The sequence below is a fragment of the Limnospira platensis NIES-39 genome, from assembly GCF_026000695.1.
In the GTDB taxonomy this organism is placed as follows: Bacteria; Cyanobacteriota; Cyanobacteriia; order Cyanobacteriales; family Microcoleaceae; genus Limnospira; species Limnospira platensis.
In genome coordinates this window covers 2,340,376-2,364,002 of sequence record NZ_AP026945.1, presented here as the reverse complement: position 1 = coordinate 2,364,002, position 23,627 = coordinate 2,340,376, and the positions used below count along the sequence as shown (strand labels likewise).

At 48.1% G+C, this 23,627-nt stretch carries 30 protein-coding genes; 18 read left to right on the top strand and 12 right to left on the bottom strand.

Features of this window, described 5'->3' with window-relative positions; translation table 11 throughout:
* Positions 1-34: 34 nt before the first annotated feature.
* The 5 genes from N39L_RS11570 to N39L_RS11550 all read right to left on the bottom strand — a co-directional run bounded on the left by N39L_RS11570 (position 35) and on the right by N39L_RS11550 (position 3,512).
* On the bottom strand, positions 35-703 hold the full coding sequence (locus N39L_RS11570) for a V4R domain-containing protein (RefSeq protein ID WP_006617795.1): 669 nt from the start codon (positions 701-703) through the stop codon (positions 35-37).
* Between the two features lie 47 nt (positions 704-750).
* On the bottom strand, positions 751-1,218 hold the full coding sequence (locus N39L_RS11565; RefSeq protein ID WP_006617794.1) for a globin family protein: 468 nt from the start codon (positions 1,216-1,218) through the stop codon (positions 751-753).
* A 75-nt stretch (positions 1,219-1,293) separates the two neighbouring features.
* Complete coding sequence (locus tag N39L_RS11560; protein ID WP_006617793.1) at positions 1,294-1,575, bottom strand: hypothetical protein; 282 nt, start codon at positions 1,573-1,575, stop codon at positions 1,294-1,296.
* Entirely contained in the window at positions 1,575-2,273 is a 699-nt protein-coding gene (locus tag N39L_RS11555; protein ID WP_014275284.1) for a V4R domain-containing protein, read from the bottom strand. The genes N39L_RS11560 and N39L_RS11555 overlap by 1 nt, the downstream gene beginning before the upstream one ends.
* Positions 2,274-2,726: 453 nt before the next feature.
* Positions 2,727-3,512, bottom strand: coding sequence for an MlaE family lipid ABC transporter permease subunit (locus N39L_RS11550; protein WP_006617791.1), 786 nt, complete (start codon positions 3,510-3,512; stop codon positions 2,727-2,729).
* 187 nt (positions 3,513-3,699) lie between these two features.
* On the opposite strand from N39L_RS11550, the gene N39L_RS11545 reads away from it, so the two are divergent.
* The 12 genes from N39L_RS11545 to N39L_RS11490 all read left to right on the top strand — a co-directional run bounded on the left by N39L_RS11545 (position 3,700) and on the right by N39L_RS11490 (position 13,491).
* Positions 3,700-4,101: a fasciclin domain-containing protein gene (locus N39L_RS11545; protein WP_014275283.1), complete on the top strand. Its 402-nt coding sequence runs from the start codon at positions 3,700-3,702 to the stop codon at positions 4,099-4,101.
* 171 nt (positions 4,102-4,272) lie between these two features.
* The gene (locus tag N39L_RS11540) at positions 4,273-5,178 is read left to right on the top strand and encodes a WD40 repeat domain-containing protein (RefSeq protein WP_014275282.1); all 906 of its coding nucleotides are present in this window, start codon (positions 4,273-4,275) and stop codon (positions 5,176-5,178) included.
* Positions 5,168-6,475, top strand: coding sequence for a WD40 repeat domain-containing protein (locus N39L_RS11535; RefSeq protein WP_014275281.1), 1,308 nt, complete (start codon positions 5,168-5,170; stop codon positions 6,473-6,475). Before N39L_RS11540 ends, N39L_RS11535 begins: the two co-directional genes overlap by 11 nt.
* A gap of 59 nt (positions 6,476-6,534) precedes the next feature.
* Complete coding sequence (locus N39L_RS11530) at positions 6,535-6,798, top strand: AbrB/MazE/SpoVT family DNA-binding domain-containing protein (RefSeq protein ID WP_006616240.1); 264 nt, start codon at positions 6,535-6,537, stop codon at positions 6,796-6,798.
* Entirely contained in the window at positions 6,785-7,180 is a 396-nt protein-coding gene (locus N39L_RS11525; RefSeq protein ID WP_006616239.1) for a type II toxin-antitoxin system VapC family toxin, read from the top strand. Before N39L_RS11530 ends, N39L_RS11525 begins: the two co-directional genes overlap by 14 nt.
* A gap of 192 nt (positions 7,181-7,372) precedes the next feature.
* A complete protein-coding gene (locus tag N39L_RS11520) occupies positions 7,373-11,674 on the top strand; it encodes an NB-ARC domain-containing protein (protein WP_014275279.1) in 4,302 nt (1,433 codons plus the stop codon).
* 123 nt (positions 11,675-11,797) lie between these two features.
* Positions 11,798-12,049 (top strand): ribbon-helix-helix domain-containing protein, encoded by a 252-nt coding sequence (locus N39L_RS11515; RefSeq protein WP_006616028.1) that lies wholly within the window; start codon positions 11,798-11,800, stop codon positions 12,047-12,049.
* Positions 12,049-12,174 carry a type II toxin-antitoxin system RelE/ParE family toxin gene (locus N39L_RS11510; RefSeq protein WP_231852156.1) on the top strand — a complete coding sequence of 42 codons (126 nt, stop codon included), beginning with the start codon at positions 12,049-12,051 and terminating at the stop codon, positions 12,172-12,174. The genes N39L_RS11515 and N39L_RS11510 overlap by 1 nt, the downstream gene beginning before the upstream one ends.
* 18 nt (positions 12,175-12,192) lie before the next feature.
* A complete protein-coding gene (locus N39L_RS11505; RefSeq protein ID WP_014275278.1) occupies positions 12,193-12,339 on the top strand; it encodes a type II toxin-antitoxin system RelE/ParE family toxin in 147 nt (48 codons plus the stop codon).
* Positions 12,340-12,511: 172 nt separating this feature from the next.
* Positions 12,512-12,769, top strand: a complete 258-nt coding sequence (locus N39L_RS11500) for a hypothetical protein (protein WP_006616027.1) — start codon at positions 12,512-12,514, stop codon at positions 12,767-12,769.
* A gap of 62 nt (positions 12,770-12,831) precedes the next feature.
* Complete coding sequence (locus N39L_RS11495; protein ID WP_434221526.1) at positions 12,832-13,188, top strand: pepsin/retropepsin-like aspartic protease family protein; 357 nt, start codon at positions 12,832-12,834, stop codon at positions 13,186-13,188.
* A 144-nt stretch (positions 13,189-13,332) separates the two neighbouring features.
* Positions 13,333-13,491: a hypothetical protein gene (locus tag N39L_RS11490; RefSeq protein WP_014275277.1), complete on the top strand. Its 159-nt coding sequence runs from the start codon at positions 13,333-13,335 to the stop codon at positions 13,489-13,491.
* Positions 13,492-13,551: 60 nt separating this feature from the next.
* Here N39L_RS11490 and N39L_RS11485 read toward each other — a convergent pair whose 3' ends face one another.
* The 3 genes from N39L_RS11485 to N39L_RS11475 form a co-directional block, all read right to left on the bottom strand.
* Positions 13,552-13,683, bottom strand: coding sequence for a hypothetical protein (locus N39L_RS11485; protein WP_286131386.1), 132 nt, complete (start codon positions 13,681-13,683; stop codon positions 13,552-13,554).
* 111 nt (positions 13,684-13,794) lie between these two features.
* Positions 13,795-14,118, bottom strand: coding sequence for a Txe/YoeB family addiction module toxin (locus N39L_RS11480; RefSeq protein WP_014275276.1), 324 nt, complete (start codon positions 14,116-14,118; stop codon positions 13,795-13,797).
* Entirely contained in the window at positions 14,108-14,395 is a 288-nt protein-coding gene (locus N39L_RS11475) for a type II toxin-antitoxin system Phd/YefM family antitoxin (protein WP_014275275.1), read from the bottom strand. The genes N39L_RS11480 and N39L_RS11475 overlap by 11 nt, the downstream gene beginning before the upstream one ends.
* A 59-nt stretch (positions 14,396-14,454) precedes the next feature.
* Between N39L_RS11475 and N39L_RS11470 the strand changes: the two genes are divergently transcribed.
* Positions 14,455-14,577, top strand: coding sequence for a hypothetical protein (locus N39L_RS11470; protein ID WP_286131385.1), 123 nt, complete (start codon positions 14,455-14,457; stop codon positions 14,575-14,577).
* Positions 14,578-14,699: 122 nt separating this feature from the next.
* The gene (locus N39L_RS11465; protein WP_157888691.1) at positions 14,700-14,846 is read left to right on the top strand and encodes a hypothetical protein; all 147 of its coding nucleotides are present in this window, start codon (positions 14,700-14,702) and stop codon (positions 14,844-14,846) included.
* Between the two features lie 119 nt (positions 14,847-14,965).
* Here N39L_RS11465 and N39L_RS11460 read toward each other — a convergent pair whose 3' ends face one another.
* Entirely contained in the window at positions 14,966-15,616 is a 651-nt protein-coding gene (locus tag N39L_RS11460) for a hypothetical protein (RefSeq protein ID WP_006620161.1), read from the bottom strand.
* Between the two features lie 245 nt (positions 15,617-15,861).
* The gene (locus N39L_RS11455) at positions 15,862-16,875 is read right to left on the bottom strand and encodes a FecR family protein (RefSeq protein ID WP_231852154.1); all 1,014 of its coding nucleotides are present in this window, start codon (positions 16,873-16,875) and stop codon (positions 15,862-15,864) included.
* Positions 16,876-16,891: 16 nt separating this feature from the next.
* Here N39L_RS11455 and N39L_RS11450 point away from each other — a divergent pair, with 16 nt between their 5' ends.
* Positions 16,892-19,696: a CHAT domain-containing tetratricopeptide repeat protein gene (locus N39L_RS11450; RefSeq protein ID WP_043468998.1), complete on the top strand. Its 2,805-nt coding sequence runs from the start codon at positions 16,892-16,894 to the stop codon at positions 19,694-19,696.
* A gap of 77 nt (positions 19,697-19,773) precedes the next feature.
* Here the strand turns inward: N39L_RS11450 and N39L_RS11445 are convergent, their stop codons facing one another.
* Positions 19,774-20,694, bottom strand: a complete 921-nt coding sequence (locus N39L_RS11445) for a glutaminase (protein WP_014275272.1) — start codon at positions 20,692-20,694, stop codon at positions 19,774-19,776.
* Between the two features lie 156 nt (positions 20,695-20,850).
* Between N39L_RS11445 and N39L_RS11440 the strand changes: the two genes are divergently transcribed.
* The 3 genes from N39L_RS11440 to N39L_RS11430 all read left to right on the top strand — a co-directional run bounded on the left by N39L_RS11440 (position 20,851) and on the right by N39L_RS11430 (position 23,220).
* Positions 20,851-21,990, top strand: coding sequence for a peptidylprolyl isomerase (locus N39L_RS11440; RefSeq protein WP_006620157.1), 1,140 nt, complete (start codon positions 20,851-20,853; stop codon positions 21,988-21,990).
* Positions 21,991-22,023: 33 nt separating this feature from the next.
* Positions 22,024-22,416, top strand: coding sequence for a hypothetical protein (locus N39L_RS11435; protein WP_006620156.1), 393 nt, complete (start codon positions 22,024-22,026; stop codon positions 22,414-22,416).
* Between the two features lie 327 nt (positions 22,417-22,743).
* Entirely contained in the window at positions 22,744-23,220 is a 477-nt protein-coding gene (locus tag N39L_RS11430; protein WP_006620155.1) for a universal stress protein, read from the top strand.
* 77 nt (positions 23,221-23,297) lie between these two features.
* On the opposite strand, the gene N39L_RS11425 is transcribed toward N39L_RS11430, so the two are convergent.
* Entirely contained in the window at positions 23,298-23,597 is a 300-nt protein-coding gene (locus tag N39L_RS11425; protein WP_006620154.1) for a 2Fe-2S iron-sulfur cluster-binding protein, read from the bottom strand.
* Between the last annotated feature and the right edge of the window lie 30 nt (positions 23,598-23,627).

Here is a 23,627-nt window from a genome sequence, read left to right as displayed (position 1 = left end):
GGGCAAAAATCAATCTGGTTTAGCCTCCCATTGGTTATCCAGACTTTTGTTGGCAAAGTTGCCGGAGAATGGTGTCATGGTCTTGATTTTCATCAACCATTGCTTCTGCAGCCTTGAGGCGATCGCTTAATCCTACAATAAAGCAGTTATAATCTGCCCCGAGGGATTGACAAGTCGTTTGCACACAATGCAAATCACGGCCAGTTAACTGGCTAAAAAAGATGCTGAATAAGCCCGCCTCCAGGTAGCAAACCGGCCGTTTCCATTCAGGAGCCTCCTGGCTAAAGGGAGAGTGAGTAGTTTTAATCAACAGAAATCCTTGTTGATTATAAGATCCATCTATATCTAAAGTTCCCCAACCGTGAGTTTTCCAACATTGTTGTAAGCACTGAGTAAATTGTATCATTTCCATACTGCCCAGGGGCTGATGGTAATATTCGGCGATTTCTTCGCAAAATCTAACGTAAAAGTGTTTCCCCCACCAGCGACCACAGTTAAATAGTACCAGACGGGCGGCTTGACCTGTTTCTTGTTCTAAGCCCTTATAAATCGCTCTGACTAGGGTATCCGGTAGGGCTAAAATGCGATCGCCGCGCCGATTTTCTAATAAACCGAGTTCTAAATCCCCCCGAACATAACTATTAAATGCGAAGTAGTTGCCGGGGAGTTGGGTTTGTTTCAGTAGATCATCAATTTCTATCATGGTGGGTCTCCTTGTTTAACTAATAGGCAATGATAGGCATAAATAAGCTAATCTGAGTTAGCAAGTAAGGTATCTTTAGCGAGATTGAGGTTGTCTTCCAGATAAATCATGGCTTTGGGAGAGAGCATTTCTTGAAGGCGGGCTAGTAAAAGTTCATGAATTTTGGTTTCAATGGTTTGACTTTGGCGAGTCTTAACAAAACCTCTCAGCCAGTCTAAGACATTATTTTTTAGGTAGTCGGTATCATCTAGCAACATAGCCATGGCACAATGACGCATAATCAGAATCCAATGTTGTAGAGATTTTTCTACCAGGGGCTGTTGTGCTTCCGGAAAAGCCGTCTGTAGCTTTTCAACAATTGGTTCAAAAATGACAGCTTCGCGATCGCGCAAAAATTCGTAGATCTTGAGTCTTTGAGCCAAAGTTGACGTATGGCGTTTAAATTCCTGAAGTTCTTCAGGTTTCAGATAGCGATTTTCAGCTTGAGTCAACAAGCTATTAACATCTGAGGACATAAGTTTTACCTAGGAATTATGGATGTGGAAGTTGGATTATGTGGTCAGATTTTCCCTGATAATTAACTTATAGTTTTAGAACAAATTTACCAGATCGTCGATGGTGACATCATTTTCTGTTTCTGGCGAATTTTCCGCGAAAGAAACCGATGATTTGCTGGGAAAGACTCCCACTTCTGGTGTGCCTTCCCAGACAAACCGATTAAAAAATTCCGCCACAGAAATGCTCAACTTTTCTAAGTCTTCACCCCCCGTATTATTGGGGCTGCTGGAACTTTGGCTAGTTCCTTGCCAGTTAAGATTATTGAAGAATTCCTGAACAGAAATAGATAGCCAGTCCTTGGGTTGGTCAGTCATTATTTTCGGTTTCCGTCTTGTAATTTCCGTTGAATGTCGCGGGCTGTTGCGCCTTCGTTAAGCCAGAATGCTGCTGCATCAATGCGATCGGGGTTGCCGAGTAAAAATTTACAGTAGGTCTCTCCCATGGAGTAGCATTGTAGTTCAATACAACTGAGGGGTTTTTTAACCAGGGTGCTAAAAAATCCCGAAAATAGGCCAGCGTAGATGTGACAGACGGGTTTTCCCACATCTCCGAGACTACGGGCTACAGCCGAGTCGAATAGATTAATAAAAATACAGCCATGTTGGCGATCGCTCATATCTACCTCCCATCGTCCCCATCCTTGGGCGGTAAAAGGCCACCACCAGGTTTCTAATAGGAACATTAGGTTAGACTTGCGGATACTACGGCCAAATTCTTCCTCAAACCATTTTTGGAAAAATTCCGCATCTTCGAGTCCCCACTGATGTCCAATGGTGTACATGATGACTGATGAAGCCGGACCAACTTCTTCCTCTAATCCTTCTACCAGACCAATAATAAAATCTTCGCTAGTGAGGACATTGCGGGAGTTATTCCAATCGGTGATAGAACCTGTGGACGATTCCAGGCTAAAAAAATCTTGAAACCTATAATGGTTATGGGCTTTGGGATTATAGCGTTTCAGCAGGGATTCCGTCTGAATTTCGTTTTTAAGGGGAGAAGTTGAGGTCATCTTTAGAATACTCCTTTTTAACGGGGGTGGACCCAAAGTAGATGTAAATAAGTTTCTTAATCTTAGGGGATCTTAGAGAGGGTAGCATTGAAGGAACCGAATACCGACAGCCGGCTAATAGATATCAATCAGCCGATACCCTACGGGGTTCCTAGGCTAAAGGGAAGTGGAGACCGGGCTACTGCCATTTATTCTGGCAATGTTCCCGGCGGCGACCCCTTGAGTCACTCTTTGCACCCAAAGAGTCTTGATAGTGGGTCAATTCATCGATTGACCGCCAAGGAATCCTGTGATCCAACCAAGGGGTTGAAATTCCTACCAGGCAGTTTTTAGCCTGAGCGCTACCCAGAATAGATCCCATATACACCCTCTTTACTAATTTAACTGAAGGCAGGTGATGAGGGCTATCAATTTCTGATCTAGTTGATGGGGTCTGGCGAAGGCCATAGGTATTCACACCGGGGAAAATGTGACTTTGAATAGTAACCAGGATAAAAAGAAATCGAGAATAAAGATAGCCAGCAGGGAGGTGACTACAGCAGTTGTAGTTGATTGTCCGACTCCTTTAGCGCCTCCGGTGGTGGTTAGACCCCAACTGGTGCCAATGACGGCGATCGCCCACCCAAAGACCACCGACTTAATTTCGGCGCTAATCAAATCCCACAATCCCATTAAATCTCGAATCGAGTCGAGGAACAGCACCGATGGGATATTGTAAAAACTGGTAGCTATGAGTAACCCACCTGCTAACCCAGTAATCAGACAAATGATTGTCAGTAGGGGAAGCATGAGGGAGCAAGCCAGCACACGGGGAATCACCAGATAGTCTACTGGGTCAGTTTTCATCATATATAGAGCATCAATCTGTTCTGTAACTTGCATAGTTCCCAATTCAGCAGCAAAGGCTGAACAGACCCTTCCCGCAATAATTACAGAGGTGAGAACCGGGGTAAGTTCTCGGCTGAGAGACAAAGCCAGAACTCCTCCGACTAAGTGACCTGCGCCCAGGGCAATAAATTCCTGGGCTACTTGAATAGTGAACACCATACCGACGAAACTAGCGGTCAGCAGGGCGATAAATAGGGATTCAGGACCAACGATCGCCATTTGTTCTAGGGTATTGCGGCGGTGAATTTTTCCCTGTAGGACGTGCAGCAGAACCTGTCCCCCCAAAAACAGGGAGGCGACAAAGCGTTTTGTCCAAATACCAAGGCTAGAACGGGTTTTAGTGGGATTCAATGAACTGACCGGGGTTGCAGTAGTAAATTATATACCTGGTGGCTGGTGGGCTAATATAATTATATCAAATCCACATCATCTCGGCATCTGCCAGGGGCTGTTTGCTTCTTACCTAGCTGCATTTTAGCTCCAATTTAGTCTAGGATAAGTGAAAATTATTATTTTCGAGTAGAGTAGATTAGGATCAATGGCAGATATTGTAGATATAGCAGTGAGTTCAGGGTGTTTTACGACTTTGGTGGCGGCGGTACAGGCGGCGGGATTAGTGGAAACCCTGAAAACTCCGGGCCCTTTTACGGTTTTTGCGCCCCATGATGATGCTTTTGCGAAACTCCCGCCGGGAACTGTTCAGACTTTGGTGCAGAACCCGCCCCAGTTAGCCCGGATTTTAACGTATCATGTGGCGGCTGGTAAGTTCCTGAAGGCAGACTTAGAAAAACTGGATTATTTAACTTCTGTTGAAGGTGCGCCTATTTCTCTGGATTTTACCGATGGATTTTCAGTTAAAAATGCCACGGTTATTACCCCAGATATTGAAGTAGATAATGGGGTGATTCATGTAATTGACACAGTGATTTTAATGGGATAATATTTTAGGTGTTAATCAGGAAAAATTGAGTTATTTAGCATTGTTTAATCGTACAAAAAAGGTAGTTGTCACGCCCGGAATGGGTGGGATTGCCATGGATTTAAATAAGTTGATTTTGGGGAAGGAGATTAAAGGCTGCATTGCTGGCAACGTAAGTAAAGGAGCGCCCCTATGACTACTGCGCTAGGACAATGGTTGAGTAAACTTGACTCGGAAAAGCGTTTACAACTGCTGCGCCACCAACTGAGTGATTTTGCGAAGGCGGGGGAAGTGGAGCGGTTGCGGTCTTGGCTGACAGATTTTGGTTTTTTGCAGCATAAGTTGGAGGCGGTGGGGATAAGGGCGCTGATTAGTGATTATGATTTGGTGTTGCTGTTGCTGTCGGGAGAGCAGGGAGGGACATTAAAACTGATTCAGGAGGCGTTGGGGCTATCGGCTGATGTGTTGGCGGAGGATAGCAGTCAGTTGGCGGGGCAACTTTGGGGGCGGTTGTTATCTTTTCAGCAGCCGGAAATTGTGGCTCTCCTGAAAGATGCTCAACAATGGCGCGACAAGCCCTGGTTTCGCCCTTTCACTGGCAACCTGATTGCCCCAGGGGGGCCGCTGATTTGCACGCTGACGGGGCATACTGAGGAGGTAAATGCAGTGGCGATCGCCCTCGACGGGAAAACAGCGGTTTCTGGGTCGGAGGATAGGACGCTGAAATGGTGGGATTTGGCTACGGGGGAGGAAATAGTCACGCTGAGGGGGCATAGTGGGGCGGTAAATACGGTGGCGATCGCTCCCGACGGGAAAACAGCGGTTTCCGGGTCGGAGGATAAGACGCTGAAATGGTGGTATTTGTCTACGGGGTGGGAAATAGCGACGCTGAGGGGGCATACTGACTCGGTAACATCAGTGGCGATCGCTCCGGACGGGAAAACAGCGGTTTCCGGGTCTGGGGATAGGACGCTGAAAGTGTGGGATTTGTCTACGGGGTTGGAAGTAGCGACGCTGAGGGGGCATACTGACTGGGTAAGATCAGTGGCGATCGCTCCCGACGGCCGAACCGCGATTTCGGCATCGGATGATAGATAACACGCTGAAACTGTGGTATTTGCCTACGGGGGAGGAAATAACCACGCTGGGGGGGCATACTGACTGGGTAACATCAGTGGCGATCGCTCCCGACGGCCAAACAGCGGTTTCCACATCGGATGATAACACGCTGAAAGTGTGGGATTTGGTTAAGGAGACGGAACTTGCTACCCTGACGGGGCATAGTGAGGCGGTAAATGCAGTGGCTATTAGCCCGGACAGCCAAACAGCGGTTTCGGCATCGGGGGATAACACCCTGAAACTGTGGGATTTGGCTACGGGGTGGGAACTTGCTACCCTGAGAGGGCATAGTTTTCGGGTAAATGCAGTGGCTATTACCCCGGACGGGAAAACGGCGGTTTCGGCATCCTCGAATCACACGCTGAAACTATGGGATTTGGCTACGGTGTCCGAAGGGGTTAACTTACAAGGGCATGGTTTGTGCGTAAAGGCGGTGGCTATTACCCCGGACGGGAAAACGGCGGTTTCGGCATCGGGGGATAAAACCCTGAAACTGTGGGATGTGGCTAGGGGCTGGGAACTAGCGACCCTGAAGGGACATAGTAGCTGGGTAAATGGGGTGGCTATTATCCCGGACGGGAAAACGGCGATTTCGGCATCGGGGGATAACACGCTGAAATGGTGGGATTTGGCTACGGGGTGGCAAATAGCGACGCTGAGAGGGCATACTGACTCGGTAACATCAGTGGCGATCGCTCCCGACGGGAAAACAGCGGTTTCGGCCTCTGAGGATACGACTGTGAAACTATGGGATTTGTCTACGGGGGCGGAAATAGTGACGCTGAGGGGGCATAGTCGCGAGGTAAATGGGGTGGCTATTACCCCGGACGGGAAAAGAGCGATTTCGGGCTCTGAGGATACGACTCTGAAACTATGGGATTTGGCTACCGGGGCGGAAATAGTGACGCTGAGGGGGCATAGTCGCGAGGTAAATGGGGTGGCTATTACCCCGGACGGGAAAAGAGCGATTTCGGCCTCTGAGGATACGACTCTGAAACTATGGGATTTGGCTACCGGGGCGGAAATAGTGACGCTGAGGGGGCATAGTCGCGAGGTAAAGGGGGTGGCTATTACCCCGGACGGGAAAAGAGCGATTTCGGCCTCTGAGGATAAGACTCTGAAACTATGGGATTTGGCTACGGGGGAAATGTTAGCGACCTTTACGGGGGATGGTGCGATCGCTTCCTGTGCGGTTGCTGCTGATGGCGTGACGGTGGCAGGGGGGGATTGGTTGGGACGGGTGTATTTCCTGCGTTTGGAGGGGTTGAGGGGTTGATATCACTGTGGACTATCTAATTTTGTTAGAATTACCGAAATATATCAACTGATTCACTCATGGAAATTGCCAAAGTCTCCGAAACAGGACAGATTATCATTCCACCGGAAATGCGGAAAATCTATAGCTTGGACGTGGGGACAGAAATCATCTTGACTGATACAGGCAAAGGGATTTTAATTCAGCCCAAACAGCCTTTTCCTCCTACTACTTTAAATGAAGTAGCCGGGTGTTTGAAGTATAACGGTTCACCCAAAACCTTAGAGGATATGGAAGCTGCTATTAGCCAAGGCATTCAGGAGCAATGGCATGATTGCAGTTGATACCAATATTGTAGTTCGGCTTCTGACTCAAGATGATCCAGTCCAATATCAAAAAAGTCTAGAACTTTTTCAAAACCCGGAAATCTTCATTTCCCACACCGTTATCCTAGAAACCGAATGGGTGCTGAGATTTGCTTATAAGTTTAAACGGAATCAAGTTTGTTCGGCTTTACGGAAACTTGTGGGATTACCAAATGTTTACTTAACTAATCCGATGTTAGTTCATCAAGCCCTACTGTGGCATGAAAATGGCTGGGATTTTGCCGATGCTTTGCATCTAGCTCAAAGTCAAGATTGCCAGGAATTCTACACCTTTGATGAAAAATTCATTAAAAATGCCAGAGAGCTAATCAATTGTGAGGTCAAAAAACCAGGGGATTAAGAAGAGATAATAAAAATGGTGGGACGGGTGTATTTCCTGCGGTTGGAGGGGTTGAGGGGTTGATAAAGGGGCTTTGTTAATGCGATCGCAGTGAGGCGGCACAGATGCTCCTAGAAACGGGGGTTTCTCAGATGCTATAATCCCCGAATATCCCATAACCCGCCATAACTCCACTTTCATGGGTGACACATTATGGACTATTCCCGACTGTTGCAACTCAATCGACCCCTATTAGCCGGAACCGTCCTCGTCGGTTTAGGTTCCATCGTCACGGGAGGGTTAGCGGTTTCGGCGGCAGGGTTAGCGGTTCCCGTGTTGGAGGGGTTCGCTAACTTTTTCGCGGGGATGACCGGGAATAATTTAGGGGCGTTAGTAGAGCGATTCCGCAATAGTAGCGAGGTGTTGCGGAATGAAGACATCGCCAAAGCCGCCGGACGCACGGTGGCGAAAGCCTTGGCGGAAAAAATTAGCCCTAAATATCCCGATATTCGGAAGCCCTTAGACAATTTCGCCAATGAAATCGAGGGCTATTGGCTGCAATGGGCGGAAGAAGCCAAAACCCTGAACCTGTTTGAGACGCTCCAGGAAGACCAGTTATATCAGGTTTTCAGCCAACAACCGGAGCAGTTTACCGAGTATCAGGTCCTACCCCTAGAGGAATGGCGGGAGGTGGTGACTTGGTTATTCCAACAGGGATGCGAGAAAGGGGTATTGCTCGATACCCTCGACAGTTATCAGGATGTCATCGAGGAGTTAACCGGAGAATTAGCGGCGAACTTCAATAAACACCTGCGCCAAGTCCTGAAAGATGATGCCAACAACGAGGGGAAAGCCTTTGTGGGGATGTTGTTTGACCTCCACGGGGCGACCTTGGCGAAAGTTGACGAGATTCGGGACTATTTACCCGAAATCGCCACTCGTCAGGATATGCGCCTGATATTAGCGGCCATTTCCCAATTACAACGCCCGAACCCACCGGCACCGGCTACCCCTTGGCACGGTTTAGGGGCGATCGCCACCGTCCCCAAACCCCCTCCTCACTTTCTACCCCGTCCTGAAGATATAGATGAGTTAAAAGCCCGTTTATTAGCGCCCAACAGTCAAACTCTGGTGATGACGGGACAGGTGCAGAAAGTGGGGGTGCAGGGAATGGGCGGCATTGGTAAAACCGTCTTGGCGGCGGCTTTAGCGCGGGATAATGAGGTGCGGCGGCGGTTTCGGGATGGGATTATCTGGTTAACGGTGGGGATTAACCCCCAACCGATGGAGTTGTATGACACCATAGCGAAAACCTTGGGGGGCAGCCACGCATCTCAGCAGGGGGAAAGCCAGTGGAATGCCTATCTGTCCAATCTCTTGTGGGATAAATCCTGTTTGTTGGTGTTGGATGATGTGTGGGAACAGCGGGAAGCAGAGCGGTTTGTGGAGGTGTTGGGGCCGGATTGTTGTCTGTTGTTGACGACGCGGGATGCTCGGCTGATTGCGGGGTTGGGGGCTAATGGTTATGAGTTGGAGATGTTGGATGAGAACCAATCTCGGCAACTGTTGGCGAATTGGGCGGGACTGCATATCGAGATGTTGCCTGCTACAGAAGCGGCGGCGGTGATTGACCATTGCGGGAATTTGCCCTTAGCGTTGGCGTTGTGTGGGGCGCAAGTTGGCGTGGACAAAAATTGGGCGGATTTGCTGACGGCGTTGGATGCGGCGGCGGTGCTTGACCATCCCCACAGCAGTATTTATAAGTCTTTAGATGTGAGTGTGGCGGCGTTAGGGGAACCCTTACGGCGGGCTTATTTGGAGTTGGGGATTGTTGCGCAGGATGTGGAGATTTCGGAGACGGCGTTGGTGAAGTTGTGGGGGCGACGGGGGGAGAAGCAGGAGTATCAACTACGGCGGTGGTTGACGGAGTTGGCGCAACGGGCGTTGGTGTTTGTGTCGGGGGAGTCGCCCCAGCGTTGGGTATCGCTCCATGATGTGCAGCAGAAGTATTTACAGGACAATCTCCGGGATGAGGCGGGGTTGCATGGGGAGTTTTTGCGGGCCTATGGGGGCGGTCAGTTTCCCTGGACGGGGGCTGAAGTGGCGGCGGAGGTCTATCTCTATCAACGGGCGGCCTATCACTTCCGAAAGGCGGGGGAAATTGAGGCGTTTCGGGGGTTGTTGTGGGATTTTGCTTGGTTGCAGGGGAAGTTAGAGGCGACGGATGTGCGATCGCTGTTGGCGGATTTTGAGGCGGTTGGGGAAGATGAAGACCGGGCGCTGAGGGTGCTGGAAGGGGCAATCCGCTTATCGTCTCATGTGTTAGACCAGGATAAAACGCAATTGATTTCCCAACTATGGGGGCGGTTATTGTCGTTTGTTGAGTCTCCCCAAACCATTGGAAATCAGGAGGAGTTAAGTCTTCCTGAACCCTATCGTTATTTTTGGGAAAAAATCCCCGTGGTGGGGCGATACTTGCCGAAATATGCCGCCCCTCAACAGCAAAATGCCAAGGGTGCAACCGTCGGAGAAATTGAGCAACTCCTCCATCAAGCCCAACAATGGCAGGAAAAACCCTGGTTTCGTCCCCTCACCGCCAACCTCACCCCACCTGGCGGGCCACTGATTCGCACCCTCACCGGGCATAGTGACAGGGTAAGAGCAGTGGCGATCGCCCCCGACGGGAAACGAGCCGTGTCTGGATCCTGGGATGACACCCTGAAACTGTGGGATTTGGAGCAGGGGAGGGAACTCGCTACCCTCTCTGGGCATAGTAGCTCGGTAACAGCAGTGGCGATCGCCCCCGACGGGAAACGAGCCGTGTCTGCATCGGCTGATTACACCCTGAAACTGTGGGATTTGGAGCAGGGGAGGGAACTCGCTACCCTCTCTGGGCATAGTGACTGGGTAAGGGCAGTGGCGATCGCCCCCGACGGGAAACGAGCGGTGTCTGCATCGGATGATGAAACTCTGAAACTGTGGGATTTGGAGCAGGGGAGGGAACTCGCTACCCTCTCTGGGCATAGTGGCTCGGTATATGCAGTGGCGATTATCGCCCCCGACGGGAAACGAGCCGTGTCTGCATCGGATGATAAAACCCTGAAACTGTGGGATTTGGAGCAGGGGAGGGAACTCGCTACCCTCTCTGGGCATCGTGACTCGGTATGGGCAGTGGCGATCGCCCCCGACGGGAAACGAGCCGTGTCTGCATCCCGTGATAAAACCCTGAAACTGTGGGATTTGGAGCAGGGGAGGGAACTCGCTACCCTCTCTGGGCATAGTGACTGGGTAAATGCAGTGGCGATCGCCCCCGACGGGAAACGAGCGGTGTCTGCATCGGCTGATGAAACCCTGAAACTGTGGGATTTGGAGCAGGGGAGGGAACTCGCTACCCTCTCTGGGCATAGTAGCTGGGTAAATGCAGTGGCGATTATCGCCCCCGACGGGAAACGAGCCGTTTCTGCATCGGCTGATAAAACCCTGAAACTGTGGGATTTGGAGCAGGGGAGGGAACTCGCTACCCTCTCTGGGCATAGTAGCGGGGTACTAGCAGTGGCGATCGCCCCCGACGGGAAACGAGCCGTGTCTGCATCGTTGGATAACACCCTGAAACTGTGGGATTTGGAGCAGGGGAGGGAACTCGCTACCCTCTCTGGGCATAGTAGCGGGGTACTAGCAGTGGCGATCGCCCCCGACGGGAAACGAGCGGTGTCTGCATCGGCTGATTACACCCTGAAACTGTGGGATTTGGAGCAGGGGAGGGAACTCGCTACCCTCTCTGGGCATAGTTACTGGGTAAATGCAGTGGCGATCGCCCCCGACGGGAAACGAGCGGTGTCTGCATCGGATGATGAAACCCTGAAACTGTGGGATTTGGAGCAGGGGAGGGAACTCGCTACCCTCTCTGGGCATAGTAGCTATGTAAGAGCAGTGGCGATCGCCCCCGACGGGAAACGAGCGGTGTCTGCATCCGAGGATAACACCCTGAAACTGTGGGATTTGGAGCAGGGGAGGGAACTCGCTACCCTCTCTGGGCATAGTCACTGGGTAACAGCAGTGGCGATCGCCCCCGACGGGAAACGAGCCGTGTCTGCATCGGCTGATTACACCCTGAAACTGTGGGATTTGGAGCAGGGGAGGGAACTCGCTACCCTCTCTGGGCATAGTGGCTGGGTAAGAGCAGTGGCGATCGCCCCCGACGGGAAACGAGCGGTGTCTGCATCGGCTGATAAAACCCTGAAACTGTGGGATTTGGAGCAGGGGAGGGAACTCGCTACCCTCTCTGGGCATAGTGACGAGGTAAATGCAGTGGCGATCGCCCCCGACGGGAAACGAGCCGTGTCTGCATCGGATGATAAAACCCTGAAACTGTGGGATTTAGCCACGGGGGAGGAAATCGCCAGTTTTACCGCTGATACAGGGGTTTTGGCTTGTGCCGTTGCCCCGGATGGGGTGACGTTGGTGGCGGGGGATAGGTCGGGGCGGGTGCATTTTCTGCGGTTGGAGGGGCTGTGAGGGTGCAGGGGAGGTGAGAAACCGGGTTTATGCGCTAAATTTGGGTGAGGAGGCAAGGATTGTCCGAGAAACCCTCCGAACATCGCACGATAATCAAGTTAATCTGTATTGGAGTGAGCCGCCATGAGTTTATCCCTTACGCCAGAAATTGAACAACGGATTGCCCAGCAATTAAATCAGGGAGGCTACCAGTCAGCAGATGAAGTGATATTAGCCGCTTTGGAACTATTAGATAAAAGAGAACAATATTTAGCCGAACTGCGTCAGCAAATCGAAATCGGGGAAAGCCAAATTCAACAAGGAAAAGTTACAGATGGAGAACTTGTATTTAATCGACTGCTGAACCGTTTACAGCAACAAACTGAAGATTCCTGATGGGAAATTATTCATTCTCTGATGCTGCCCTAGCCGACTTAGACGAAATTTGTGCATCCCTGTCGGCAATAAACCCAGACGTAGCGATTAGATTTTTTGAAAAAGTCCGGGATAAGTGCCGTTAGTTTGCTCAATTTCCCAACATGGGCAAAAACTACAGTCACATTAAAGCAAATCTCCGAGGTTTGATTGTGGAAAATTACATCATATTTTACCTTCCACGGCCTGACGGCATAGATATTGTTCGCATCATTAATGGGTATCGAGACTTAGAATCATTGAATATTTGAAAATCTGTAACCGGGCTTCTCTACTCAGCTTGGGGAATAACCGGCAACTCCCAGCAACCCGGTTTCTGGTTTGTGGTGATGGGAAAGCAACCCGGTTGCTAAAACCATCCGATCAAAGCCTCAAAGATAGTCAAACCTATAATGGAGAAGCACATTTCCCGGAGCCGACTCTATGTTACTCAGCGAACTGTTACCCACCGTTAATCAGTTATCTCATCAAGATAAACTTCGACTGCTTCACTTTCTCCTCTTGGCAGTCGCTAAGGAGGAAGGGTGTAGCCTAGAACTAACCGGAGAAGTTGACTCAGCAAATGAGTTGCTCGAGCAGCTTGCATCGACTGAGGCAGTGGTATGGTCGCCGCAAACAGATAGCGCATCTGTTCAGGCTTTGTCGGATCTTCTGGTGGCAGCAAAGGAAGGTAGCATCTAATGCTTGATGGACAACGATATTCATTCACCGAACGCATTGATAGTCTTGGGCGCTCTGCCATCATGCCCTATTTACCCTTGACGCTCACGTTAGGCGATCGCTCTGTGGACGTGACGGCGTTGCTAGATACAGGCGCGAGTGTCAATGTTTTGCCCTACGAGATCGGTTTACAGCTAGGAGCAATCTGGGAAAATAAGACGGTTTCAATCCCTTTAAGCGGGAATTTGGGTCGAAGCGATTCACGAGGTTTGGTTGTATCGGGTGCGATCGCTCAGTTTCCTCCCGTGCTACTTGCGTTTGCTTGGACTGAATCGAGAGATGTCCCCGTTATTCTTGGACAAATGAACTTCTTTGCAGAGTTCAAGGTGTGTTTTTATCGACATGAGTCGGCTTTTGAAGTTTGCCCGAAGGATAGATGAAATCAATCAACTTATTCGGTGGGGATTTGTGGGGGTTGCCGACTTAACCGATTCCGAAAAACAACAAGCAAAATATGTCGCTAAACAGATGGAGCGATCGCCCCCGACGGGAAAAGAGCGATTTCGGCCTCTGAGGATAAGACTGTGAAACTATGGGATTTGGCTACGGGGGAAATGTTAGCGACCTTTACGGGGGATGGTGCGATCGCTTCCTGTGCGGTTGCTGCTGATGGCGTGACGGTGGTAGGGGGGGATTGGTTGGGACGGGTGTATTTCCTGCGTTTGCACGGGTTGAGGGGTTGATAAAGGGGCTTTGTTAATGCGATTGGGGTGAGGCGGCAAAGGTTAGGGCAGAAACTGGGTTTATGGGATGTGGGTGGAGAGCAAGAAAATCCCTAGATCAGCCAGGAAAAAAAACAGCCAACTCACCGAACCCGCCCCCAGCGATCGCATGAGGCGATCGCCCAAATTACACCCATTCCTCCGAGTCAGCAATTACGACCTTATGGATTATCTGCCGGAGAATTTGTCGTCGCCGATGATTTCGATTCTGCTTTGCCCGAAGATATCATCAATGTCGTTGAGGGAAAATAAATTATTTTCAGTTTAATCTGATTGATAATGATAACGTGCTTGTAAAAAATAAACCTTATTTTCTGTTACTTTGTAAACTAAACGATGCTCTAAATCAATGCGTCTTGACCCAGTATCTGGGGCAATATATTTTAGGGGTTCAGGTTTTCCTAACCCGGTAAACGGTTCACCATTAAGGATATCTGCGACTAAATCTAGGATTTTATCCCCTTTTTTGGGTTCAGTGCGATACCACCAAGCTAAATCTGCTTTAAAATCGGGACTAAATACAGGAAAATAACCCGAGATATGATGATTAGGGGTTTCATTGGCTGGTTTTTTCTTTTTAGGACTCAACTCCTAACTCCTCTTTTAATTCAGCTACCGTTTGAGGAGTGGCGGTGCTATTTTCTGACCATTCTAAAGCCCGAAATAAACGTTTCGCATTTTCGGGCGATCGCAGTAAATAGACACATTCTAATAAACTCTCTAGCTCATCTTCAGCAATTAACGCCACATTTTTCTCATTACGGCGCTTAATGACCACAATCTGACGTTCATCACACACTTGATCCAAAATAGTGGCTAAATTCATTCTCGCTTGAGAATAAGTGGTTTCTTTGCTTAACATCATTTTTGCTAGATAACTGGTACAACATTATTGTACAACGATTTACTTAAAGCCTGAACCTGATGCTCGGCGATCGCTCCGTGGGGTTTCCAGAAGGCAAAATAGTAGATACAGCACCCCAGGAGCTAGACCTGAAACTTAACGAACTCTTGCCAGCCATTCCCACCCAAACCCCCCACCACTAGCTCCAGAACTCCAACCCGCCAACTTTCATGGGCGAGAGCCAGTGGCTCGTTGTCGTCTTTGAGCGACACTTCAGGGCGATCGCACCCGGTGAAATGGCGATCGCACCACGGGAGGCCATCCCATGAACTTTATTCCCAAATCTAGCGACCCTAGTTGTGAAGGATGGTTAAAGATGCTCGATAGAGTTTTCCGCCAGCCAAATCTACAAGCCAATTTAGCCTCTAATACCATTGCTGCGTCTGTGACTACCCCTGACCCATTTCTATGAGAAACCAGGTTTCTTGGCAAGATTTGGGTGAGGATGCAGGATAGTCCTAGCCACCCGGTTTCTGAGGTTGTGGGTGGGTGAGGTTGAGAAACCGGGTTTTTTGACTATTCTGGGTTATTTTAGCGGAAGAGTACATCTGAACGCATTGTCAGGGTCAGATCTTGTTCTGGGTGAATGACAACTACATCCACGTGACCGCGACCAATGAAGACTCCCGCCAGAGCCCCTAGTCCCGCGCCGCCCAGGACTTCCTCAGTGGCGATCGCTTTATCTCCGAGTACCCCCGCCAAAGCCGCCGCCGCCGCCGCACCCACAGCAGCACCTTTAAGGATATTACCAGCAGAAGGTCCACGACGGACGGTTTCCGTGCGGGTGACAACATTAGAATTAGCATCAAGACGATATCGGCGATTATTGCTGACAATCACCTCATTAGCCACAAACTGGGAACCACCAGAAGCGGGTCGCAATTCCCCAACAATTTCGGCTCCTGCGGGTATCCAAACCCGTCCTTGGTTAGTGCGGATATCTCGGGCGACTACCATAGTCAGAGCGGTCGTTTCTGTGGGGGTGAGAACGATTCTCTCAGCTCCTGGGTATTCTACGGGAATAGTTGTTCCGGCGGAAATTCTTTCCCGTTGTAGAGAACCAGGTAATTGTTGAGCGCGGGCTACGGTTTGATGTAGCAATAGGGGGGCTGCTAGTCCAGTAGTTAAACCGAGGGTGAGGAAGATGGATGTAGCAGAACGGTAGAGTTTTTGGTGGAACATAGTTTACATTATCCTCGGAGCTAAATTAATTGATTTGTCTCTATTGACGTGGATGGTTTGAATTTAGTTCACAATTTCTGGAGAAATTTGTGGAACCCGGACAGTTAAAGTTGACCAAAAGCTGAGGGACTGGGCGATCGCTTTTCGGCGACAGGGTAGGTTAATTAGGCTTTACGGGCAGTATTTAGCACACAAGGACTCACCCTGTCTCTAGAGTCTATCTGGGTTAAATGTTAACGGGGATTTTAGGGAACAGGTACAGAATATTCTCTTTCTCGGACGGAAGGACCTCTGACCACAATTCGGAAACGGCGAGACGGGGGGAGTTGGGCGATTAAATCGAATTTACCTTCGGAATCCGTGACGATCGCCCGATTATCAATATAAACTATATCCATGGGATCTACTTGTCCTACAATTCTAGCTCTCCTAGGGCTAAGTCGCGTTACCTGAAACACTTGTAAAGCAGACAAAGGTGGAGTTAGATCAGGAACAGTGGGGGGTAGGTTAAGGTTAACTACGGAAAATTTTTGTCTGTTAACTTGGGTTTCTTCACCCTCTGCGGAAGTTCCGACAATACCTTCAACGGTGCTAATACCCGTTTTACCATCTGGTCCAACATCGACCCCAAAGGAAGTTCCCCTAACTCCGGCGACAGTTACAGGGGTTTCTACTCGAAAAGGGGAGGCTTCCACAGACTCTTCGGAGTTTTGGGAGTCTTGGCTAAATATTCCTTCCCAGTTTAAGGCGGCGATTTCCTGGGGAGGTTGAGAAGCGGTAGAATTACGGAATGGGGCGCTAACAAAACGGGCGATGGAAGACCTAACCCGACCTTTGGAAATAAAAACAACTGTTTCTTGGTTAGGGTCGAGTCCTGGTTGTCCTGATAGGCTTCTAATTTCCAGGGTGGTGTTTTCTGCTAATTCTAAAACACCGATATTGCTATCTACTCGTAAAATAGCGATCGCACGCCTTCCGGTTGTGATCACGTCTCCCACCCCTAAGCGATCGCCCAATCTGGCGGGGTTACCATTAATGGTAACTCTTCCCTGGAGTTCCTCTACCATCAAACTGCGGGTGGCGGTCCGGTTAACCTGGGATAATGGGGAGGTATTGGCTATGGCGGGTTTAATAGCGCCTAATATACCTAATTCCACCATTGTAATGGCGATCGCCGTCATTCCCGGTATAAGAAAGAAGGCATACTTAAAAAAGTTGTCACGGTTGGGCTTTAGCCAACTGGTCCCTGTTGTTACCATTTTCCTAATTAAATCTATGGTGTCGCTTCAGTTTACGCAATTTACCCGGCGGGTTATCCCCTTAGTTGCTGTGGTCTCTTTGGCTTTAGTCGGATTTACTCCGATTTTAGTTGCCATAGCTGAGGAGGTTACTACCCCAGATCCACGTCTGACAGAGGCTGAGACGGCTTTTGCTGCGGGGGTGAAATTAGTACAAGAGGGGTCTCCAGAATCTCTACAACAGGCCCTAGTTCAGCTTAACCAAGCCTTACTATTGTATCAACAAGTGGGTTTAGGGTCCCAGGCGGCTGAGACTTTCCTGGGTTTGGGATTAGTTTATAAGAGTTTGGGGGACTTGCGAGCTAGTTTAGAGGCTTATCAGCAGGCTTTGAGTTATTATGAGAGTAGCGATCGCATTTTGGATGCTGCCTATAGCCTCAACCAAATTGGCAAAATTCATTATGAGTTAGGGGATTATCAAAAAGCAGTTGAAGTCTATCAACAGGCGATTATTTTTTATGGTCAAGGGGGAGATCTGCGGGGGAAAGCCTACGCTTTGAATAATTTGGGGGCGGTCTATGAACCTTTAGGGAAGTTTCAAGAAGCCCTGGAAGTTTACACCCAAGCGTTAGAATTACACGAGCGGGCTAATAATAGGGTGGGATTGGCTAGTAGTCTAAATAATTTGGGTTTGCTTTATGATGCTTTGGGGAATTTTGAACTCAGTTTAGATTATTATAAGCGATCGCTTAGTTTGTGGCAAGAGTTAGATCATGCTCACGGGGAAGCTAGTACCCTGAATAATATCGGGTTATATCATGAGTCTCAGGATGATTTTGAGCAGGCTTTACAAAGTTTTCAACAGGCTTTAGGACGATATCAAGAAATTGGCGATCGTCGGGGAGAGGCTACTACTCTTAATAATATTGGCTTTACCTATACCAGGTTGGAAAACTGGAATGCTGCACAACAGTCTTATCAGCAAGCGTTACCTTTATGGGAGGAAATTGGCAACCGTGGCGGACTGGGAAGCACTTTAAATAATATCGGTGTGGTTTATGCGGCACTGGGAGAGTTTGACCGGGCTTTAGAATTTTATCAGCAGGCTTTAGTTGTGCGCCAAGAAATTGGCGATCGCCCTAGGGAAGCCTTATCTTTATATCGGATAGCGATCGCCCATAGGGGGTTAGGTAATCAAGATGATTCTCTGAGTGCTATTCAAGCCGCCATTGAGATTATAGAAGATTTGCGAACTAATGTGGTTAGTCAAGATTTAAGAACCTCATTTTTTGCATCCAAACAAGAATATTATGAGTTTTATATTGACTTGTTAATGGAGTTGGATCAACAAAATCCGGGACAAGGATATGATGGTTTAGCCTTAGCAGTTAGTGAACGAGCAAAAGCGCGATCGCTTTTAGATTTACTAGCCGAAATGTCCGGGGAAGTACAAGGAGGTATCGACCCGCAAATATTAGCGGAAAAACAACAAATTCAGCAACAATTAGCCGCTGTAGAAGAGCGTCGCATTCAACTCCTCAGTCAACAGCATACAGACTCTCAAAAAACGGCTATTGATCAGGAATTAGAACAGCTATTAATTAAATACCGCAGTATTTTAGGTCAAATTCGCGCTACCAGTCCCCGCTATGCAGCCCTGACTCAACCAGAACCTTTAAATTTGGCTGAGATTCAAGAAAGGGTTATCGACCAAGATAGTTTATTATTAACTTATTCTATTGGTGAAAAACGGAGTTTTCTCTGGGCGGTTACTTACAACTCTATTAGTAGTTATGAACTCCCAGGTAGAGAAGTCTTAGAAGCTGAGACTAAGAGATTTCGAGATAGTTTCATTTTTGGGAATCTCAGAATCCGGCGGACTTTGGCAGAAAATGCCGCCAAAAACTTAGGTCAAATTCTCCTAGAACCCTTGTCTAATTATGAGGACAAAAACAGAGTTTTAATTGTCCCTGATGGGGTATTAAATTTTGTCCCTTTCGTGGCTCTTGCTTATCAATCAAGTGATGAAGAATATCGCCCTTTAATTATTACCAGAGAATTAGTCACCCTCCCTTCTGCTTCGGCTTTGGCGGTTTTGAGAAATGAAATGTTAGGTCGAAAGCCGGCAGAAAGATACTTAGCAATTTTAGCAGATCCGGTATTTGGGATTAATGACGAAAGATTAAATCATACTAATGAGATTAATTCAACTTCTTTGCCTCCTGATTTAGAACAGTCAGCGCGAGAGTCTGGTATATTATTTGACCGCCTACCTTTTACACAGACGGAAGCGGAACAAATTGTATCTTTATTTCCGGCAGAATCTTTTAGTAAAGAATATGGTTTTGGGGCTACCCGCGAGGTGGCTACCAGTGACAAAATGAGTCAGTATAGAATTATTCATTATGCTACTCATGGGATACTGAACAGCCAAAATCCTGAACTGTCTGGATTGGTGCTTTCCTTGGTTAATTCTGAAGGTCAGCCCGTCAATGGTTTTGTGAGACTTCATGATATTTTTAACCTAACTTTACCGGCTGACTTAGTAGTGTTAAGCGCCTGCGAAACTGGTTTAGGACAACAGGTTAGGGGGGAAGGTTTGGTAGGACTGACGAGGGGATTTATGTATGCTGGGGCGGCGCGTGTGGTGGTGAGTTTATGGAGTGTAGATGACCAAGCTACAGCGGAATTAATGGTGTTATTTTATCGTTATATGATCGACAATGGTCTATCTCCCGCCGCCGCACTCCGTCAAGCACAAATTGAAATCTGGCAAAACTCTCAATGGCATTCTCCCTATTATTGGGCGGGTTTTACTATTCAGGGAGAATGGCAAAATTAGCTATATAGTAGGGTGGGGTACTTCACATATAATAACTTACCCAGGAAACGATTAAGCTGACGCACCGCTATTAATGATCAGTTAAAAATGCTCAGATTAAGCGATCGCACTATTTCCTGAATCAAAAATAAACCCGCTACTGAATTTCCGGTATCATCAAGGGGAGGACTATAACAAGCGATCGCCCCCCAACCGGGAATCACCGATAGCATCACCCCACTGACTCCCGACTTAGTAGGGACTCCCACCTGTACCGCAAATCGACTAGAGGCTTCATATAAGCCACAGGTCATCATCAATGCTTTCACCTGTCTACAGGGTTCTATCCAACTCGGTTGAGGAGGCTGCAATAATAACATCCCCAATTTAGCTAGATCTTCGACTGTGGCAGATAAACAACAAATATGATTGTAAGCGTCAATGGCAGCGATCGCATCAGAAATAGTCCCCCGGTGATATAATTCGGTGGTGATGGCATCATTACGAGAATTGGGGGCGGAACGCACAGAATTGAGGGTATCATAATCCAATTGCAGAGAACAGCCGCCCCAGTGATTTAACCAATCAGATAACACTTGGCATCGTGTTTGTCCATCAGGACCAGGAAGCAACGCCGATAAAGCGATCGCGCCACTATTAATCATCGGATTACGGGGCCAGCCGCCGTCAGCTTGCAATTGTTCCAGAGAATTGAAGGGATAATCAGAGGGTTCCATTCCCACCTGTGCAAATATGCGATCGGCCCCCAACTCTACCAACATATACAACAGCAGAAACGGCTTAACCACACTCATTAGGGAAAATCTCAGATCAGCATTGCCCAATAAATAACAGTTCCCCTGGCAATCTAAAACTTGAACTGCGAATGCCTTTGGAGATACCATAGCTAACTGAGGAATATAGGTCGGTAAACTGCCTTGATCGCTGCGAGACTTAGCCGCTTCAACCCATGTCTCTAGTTGCACCAGGTTTAAACTCAATCTTGCCTGAGTATTCATAGGCTCATAGATTAACCAAAACTCTATTATCTATTTTGACTCCGATTTGGGCGAGTTATAGCACACCGGATTGGGTCTGTTATCTGTTCGCTGCTATAGTTTCCCAGAACTGCGCCGGAATATGGCAAGATGGGTTAGGGAAAAAAATAATAATTTATGCTGAATTTGTCCGAGTCCATAATGAATACCTGTAAACGCTGGCTGAAAACTGGCCTGATTGCCCTATTGCTGTGTGTTCTTTCCGTTGGTCTGAGCGCCGCTTGGTGGGATGGCGGCAGCAGCACGCCAAAACGGGAAAGTGTCTTACCTGCTGGTAATGCTATTACTGATGGTAAGGCACTCCTACGCTATGCTCTCCCGATTGACAATGAGCCGATCCGCAAATTTCAGAGTAGCCTCGAAGAGATTGCTGGTCGCATTAGGGGTAAGCGCTGGAGTCCTATTAAAGGGGATATTACCACTGCTGCTAGGATTTTATCTATCAATGAAGGGGATATTTTGGCTAGTATCCCAGACGATCGCCAAACTGAGGCTAAGGCTATTATTGAGGAACTCAGGGCAGAAATTGAGGTTCTGCGATCGGCTTTGGACATTAAAGACGGTGAAACACTCCTAGAAACCCGTGCCCAGATGTTGTCTCAGGTGACTCAGCTTGAGGAAATGATGGTTGGGGAATTTCCTTTTGAAGTCCCCGCAGAATATGCCAATATTCCCCAACTCAAAGGCCGTGCTACCGTGAAGATGACTACTTCTGAGGGAGATATTACCCTGGTGGTCGATGGTTATAGCGCTCCGGTAACGGCCGGTAATTTTGTGGATTTGGTGCAACGTGGGTTTTATGATGGGTTGGAGTTTATCCGCTCGGAAGAGTCCTATGTTTTGCAAGTCGGAGATCCTCCCGGTCCGGAGGAAGGATTTATTGACCCCGACACAGGCGAATATAGGGCTGTTCCCCTGGAAATTTTGGTGCGTGGGGATGATGAACCTACTTATGGGATTACCCTAGAGGCGGCGGGTCGTTATCGTGATCAGCCAGTTTTGCCGTTTTCTGCTTATGGAACTGTGGCTATGGCTCGTCCTGAAAGTAACCCTGATGGCGGATCTTCTCAGTTTTTCTTCTTTTTGTTTGAACCGGAACTGACCCCGGCGGGACTTAATTTGCTTGATGGTCGTTATTCTGTGTTTGGATATGTGACCGAAGGTAAGGAAGTCTTGGAGAATTTGACCCAGGGTGATGCGATCGCATCTGCTAAAGTCATTCAAGGCTTAGAAAATTTGGTTCAACCTAAGAAGTAGCCTTAAAAAGGCTCCCCAGTGGCAATTTATTAATTGCCACTACCCCCTCTCATCGATGATTTGACTCTTTCATCATTATTATTTGTGCCAGCTATTATGGCTATTTTAGAATTACTATCTGTGGCGGCTTTGGGTGTTCTCGTGGGATTGTTCCTGGTTAATATCAATTCTAAACGCGATGAACAACGCCAGCTTGATAATGCTTTTTATCAATTAATTGAATCCCAAGATGGTGAAATTTCTTTAATTCAGTTGGCGGCTTTGGCGCGGGTTAGTGCTGATGTCGCTCAAGAATATTTAGACCGACAAGCCGGGGTATTTGCTGCTATTCCTGAGTTTGACCAAGATGGTAATACCTTCTATCGATTTCCTCGCTTACGCCTTCCTAAGCAGTTTCAAGAGCGATCGCCTGATCAGGATTGGTAAAACCCCCACCATAAAATCAGTTAATAGCTGGTGGTCAACTGTTCGTTTTTTTTGATAAGTACAACGTTTGGGAAGAAAAAAATGTTATCATGGATACGAAAGTGAATTTAAAATCGGTTATTTTTCCTGCCTCTGTAGGGTTGTTATAGGGTGTACCCGTCTAGTTTTTTCCCCAAGACTTAGTTTCAGAAATCTATAGATGATGAGTAACCGAGTCGGGTGCGAGATTCCTGTTAAATTGCTTCAGGAAGATGAAGGAGGGAAACGATGAGCCATAACCCTTGAGCGCTCACCCTTGAGAAGTAGGGTATCAAAGGGAGTTAAATCATGGGATATCACAGGATTTTAGTGGCGCTAGATAGATCGAATCATAGCGAATTGGTTTTAGAGCAAGCGATGGAACTAGCGCAAAAAAACTCAGCGGAACTAATGATTTTTCACCGCCTGGAGGTTAGCGAACCGGACCCCTATGGTTTTAGCGATCTTCACGCGACTAATATTGCTCGTTACTCGCGAATCATGCAGGATCGGCTAGAGAGTGAACTGGACCAGATCCGCAGTTGGCTAACAGCTTGTACTCGTCGTGCTACGGACGAGAATATCACTGCTGACTGGAATTGGAAAATGGGGGATGCGGGGCGGTGCATTTGTCAAATAGCAAAGGACTGGAATGCGGATCTAATCGTGGTAGGACGCAGGGGATACGAGGGGGTAATTGAGGCGTTGCTGGGAAGTGTGAGCAACTTTGTGGTTCATCGCGCCCCCTGTTCGGTTTTAGTAGTACAGAGTAGCGATCGCCATTAAGAAAACATTCATAGAAAACGAAATCAAATAGCGATCGCCCAATTTAGGGAATAGAGTCCCGGTAAGTTTAAACGGATCTATTTAGGTTTAGTTCTAACACTTACCGGGCCATTAACAGTAGTTTGACAAGCCAAGCGGTAGGTATCAGGTTTTTTCTTGAGCATTCGTTCTTCCACCGGAGTTTTAGGGGAGAGATTTTCCATACCCTCAACCACTTCCACAATACAAGTACCACATTGACCGTAGCCGCCACAGTTGAGGAGTTTTCCCTTTAAGGTATACAAATCAATCTGATTTTCCATCGCTTTGAGTCGGAGATTTGCGCCATCAGCGGCAATAACTTCGCGGTTTTCGTTGACAAAATTGATGTTAGCCATGATGAATTTTTGAATCTAGGAAGGTTAGGT

What these genes read in the sequence shown, in the direction of transcription:
- N39L_RS11570 (WP_006617795.1), bottom strand. Translation starts at nt 703, where the DNA reads ATGATAGAAATTGATGATCTACTGAAACAAACCCAACTCCCCGGCAAC.
- N39L_RS11565 (WP_006617794.1), bottom strand. Translation starts at nt 1,218, where the DNA reads ATGTCCTCAGATGTTAATAGCTTGTTGACTCAAGCTGAAAATCGCTAT.
- N39L_RS11560 (WP_006617793.1), bottom strand. Translation starts at nt 1,575, where the DNA reads ATGACTGACCAACCCAAGGACTGGCTATCTATTTCTGTTCAGGAATTC.
- N39L_RS11555 (WP_014275284.1), bottom strand. Translation starts at nt 2,273, where the DNA reads ATGACCTCAACTTCTCCCCTTAAAAACGAAATTCAGACGGAATCCCTG.
- N39L_RS11545 (WP_014275283.1), top strand. Translation starts at nt 3,700, where the DNA reads ATGGCAGATATTGTAGATATAGCAGTGAGTTCAGGGTGTTTTACGACT.
- N39L_RS11540 (WP_014275282.1), top strand. Translation starts at nt 4,273, where the DNA reads ATGACTACTGCGCTAGGACAATGGTTGAGTAAACTTGACTCGGAAAAG.
- N39L_RS11535 (WP_014275281.1), top strand. Translation starts at nt 5,168, where the DNA reads ATGATAGATAACACGCTGAAACTGTGGTATTTGCCTACGGGGGAGGAA.
- N39L_RS11530 (WP_006616240.1), top strand. Translation starts at nt 6,535, where the DNA reads ATGGAAATTGCCAAAGTCTCCGAAACAGGACAGATTATCATTCCACCG.
- N39L_RS11525 (WP_006616239.1), top strand. Translation starts at nt 6,785, where the DNA reads ATGATTGCAGTTGATACCAATATTGTAGTTCGGCTTCTGACTCAAGAT.
- N39L_RS11520 (WP_014275279.1), top strand. Translation starts at nt 7,373, where the DNA reads ATGGACTATTCCCGACTGTTGCAACTCAATCGACCCCTATTAGCCGGA.
- N39L_RS11515 (WP_006616028.1), top strand. Translation starts at nt 11,798, where the DNA reads ATGAGTTTATCCCTTACGCCAGAAATTGAACAACGGATTGCCCAGCAA.
- N39L_RS11510 (WP_231852156.1), top strand. Translation starts at nt 12,049, where the DNA reads ATGGGAAATTATTCATTCTCTGATGCTGCCCTAGCCGACTTAGACGAA.
- N39L_RS11505 (WP_014275278.1), top strand. Translation starts at nt 12,193, where the DNA reads ATGGGCAAAAACTACAGTCACATTAAAGCAAATCTCCGAGGTTTGATT.
- N39L_RS11500 (WP_006616027.1), top strand. Translation starts at nt 12,512, where the DNA reads ATGTTACTCAGCGAACTGTTACCCACCGTTAATCAGTTATCTCATCAA.
- N39L_RS11495 (WP_434221526.1), top strand. Translation starts at nt 12,832, where the DNA reads ATGCCCTATTTACCCTTGACGCTCACGTTAGGCGATCGCTCTGTGGAC.
- N39L_RS11475 (WP_014275275.1), bottom strand. Translation starts at nt 14,395, where the DNA reads ATGATGTTAAGCAAAGAAACCACTTATTCTCAAGCGAGAATGAATTTA.
- N39L_RS11470 (WP_286131385.1), top strand. Translation starts at nt 14,455, where the DNA reads ATGCTCGGCGATCGCTCCGTGGGGTTTCCAGAAGGCAAAATAGTAGAT.
- N39L_RS11465 (WP_157888691.1), top strand. Translation starts at nt 14,700, where the DNA reads ATGAACTTTATTCCCAAATCTAGCGACCCTAGTTGTGAAGGATGGTTA.
- N39L_RS11460 (WP_006620161.1), bottom strand. Translation starts at nt 15,616, where the DNA reads ATGTTCCACCAAAAACTCTACCGTTCTGCTACATCCATCTTCCTCACC.
- N39L_RS11455 (WP_231852154.1), bottom strand. Translation starts at nt 16,875, where the DNA reads ATGGTAACAACAGGGACCAGTTGGCTAAAGCCCAACCGTGACAACTTT.
- N39L_RS11450 (WP_043468998.1), top strand. Translation starts at nt 16,892, where the DNA reads ATGGTGTCGCTTCAGTTTACGCAATTTACCCGGCGGGTTATCCCCTTA.
- N39L_RS11445 (WP_014275272.1), bottom strand. Translation starts at nt 20,694, where the DNA reads ATGAATACTCAGGCAAGATTGAGTTTAAACCTGGTGCAACTAGAGACA.
- N39L_RS11440 (WP_006620157.1), top strand. Translation starts at nt 20,851, where the DNA reads ATGCTGAATTTGTCCGAGTCCATAATGAATACCTGTAAACGCTGGCTG.
- N39L_RS11430 (WP_006620155.1), top strand. Translation starts at nt 22,744, where the DNA reads ATGGGATATCACAGGATTTTAGTGGCGCTAGATAGATCGAATCATAGC.
- N39L_RS11425 (WP_006620154.1), bottom strand. Translation starts at nt 23,597, where the DNA reads ATGGCTAACATCAATTTTGTCAACGAAAACCGCGAAGTTATTGCCGCT.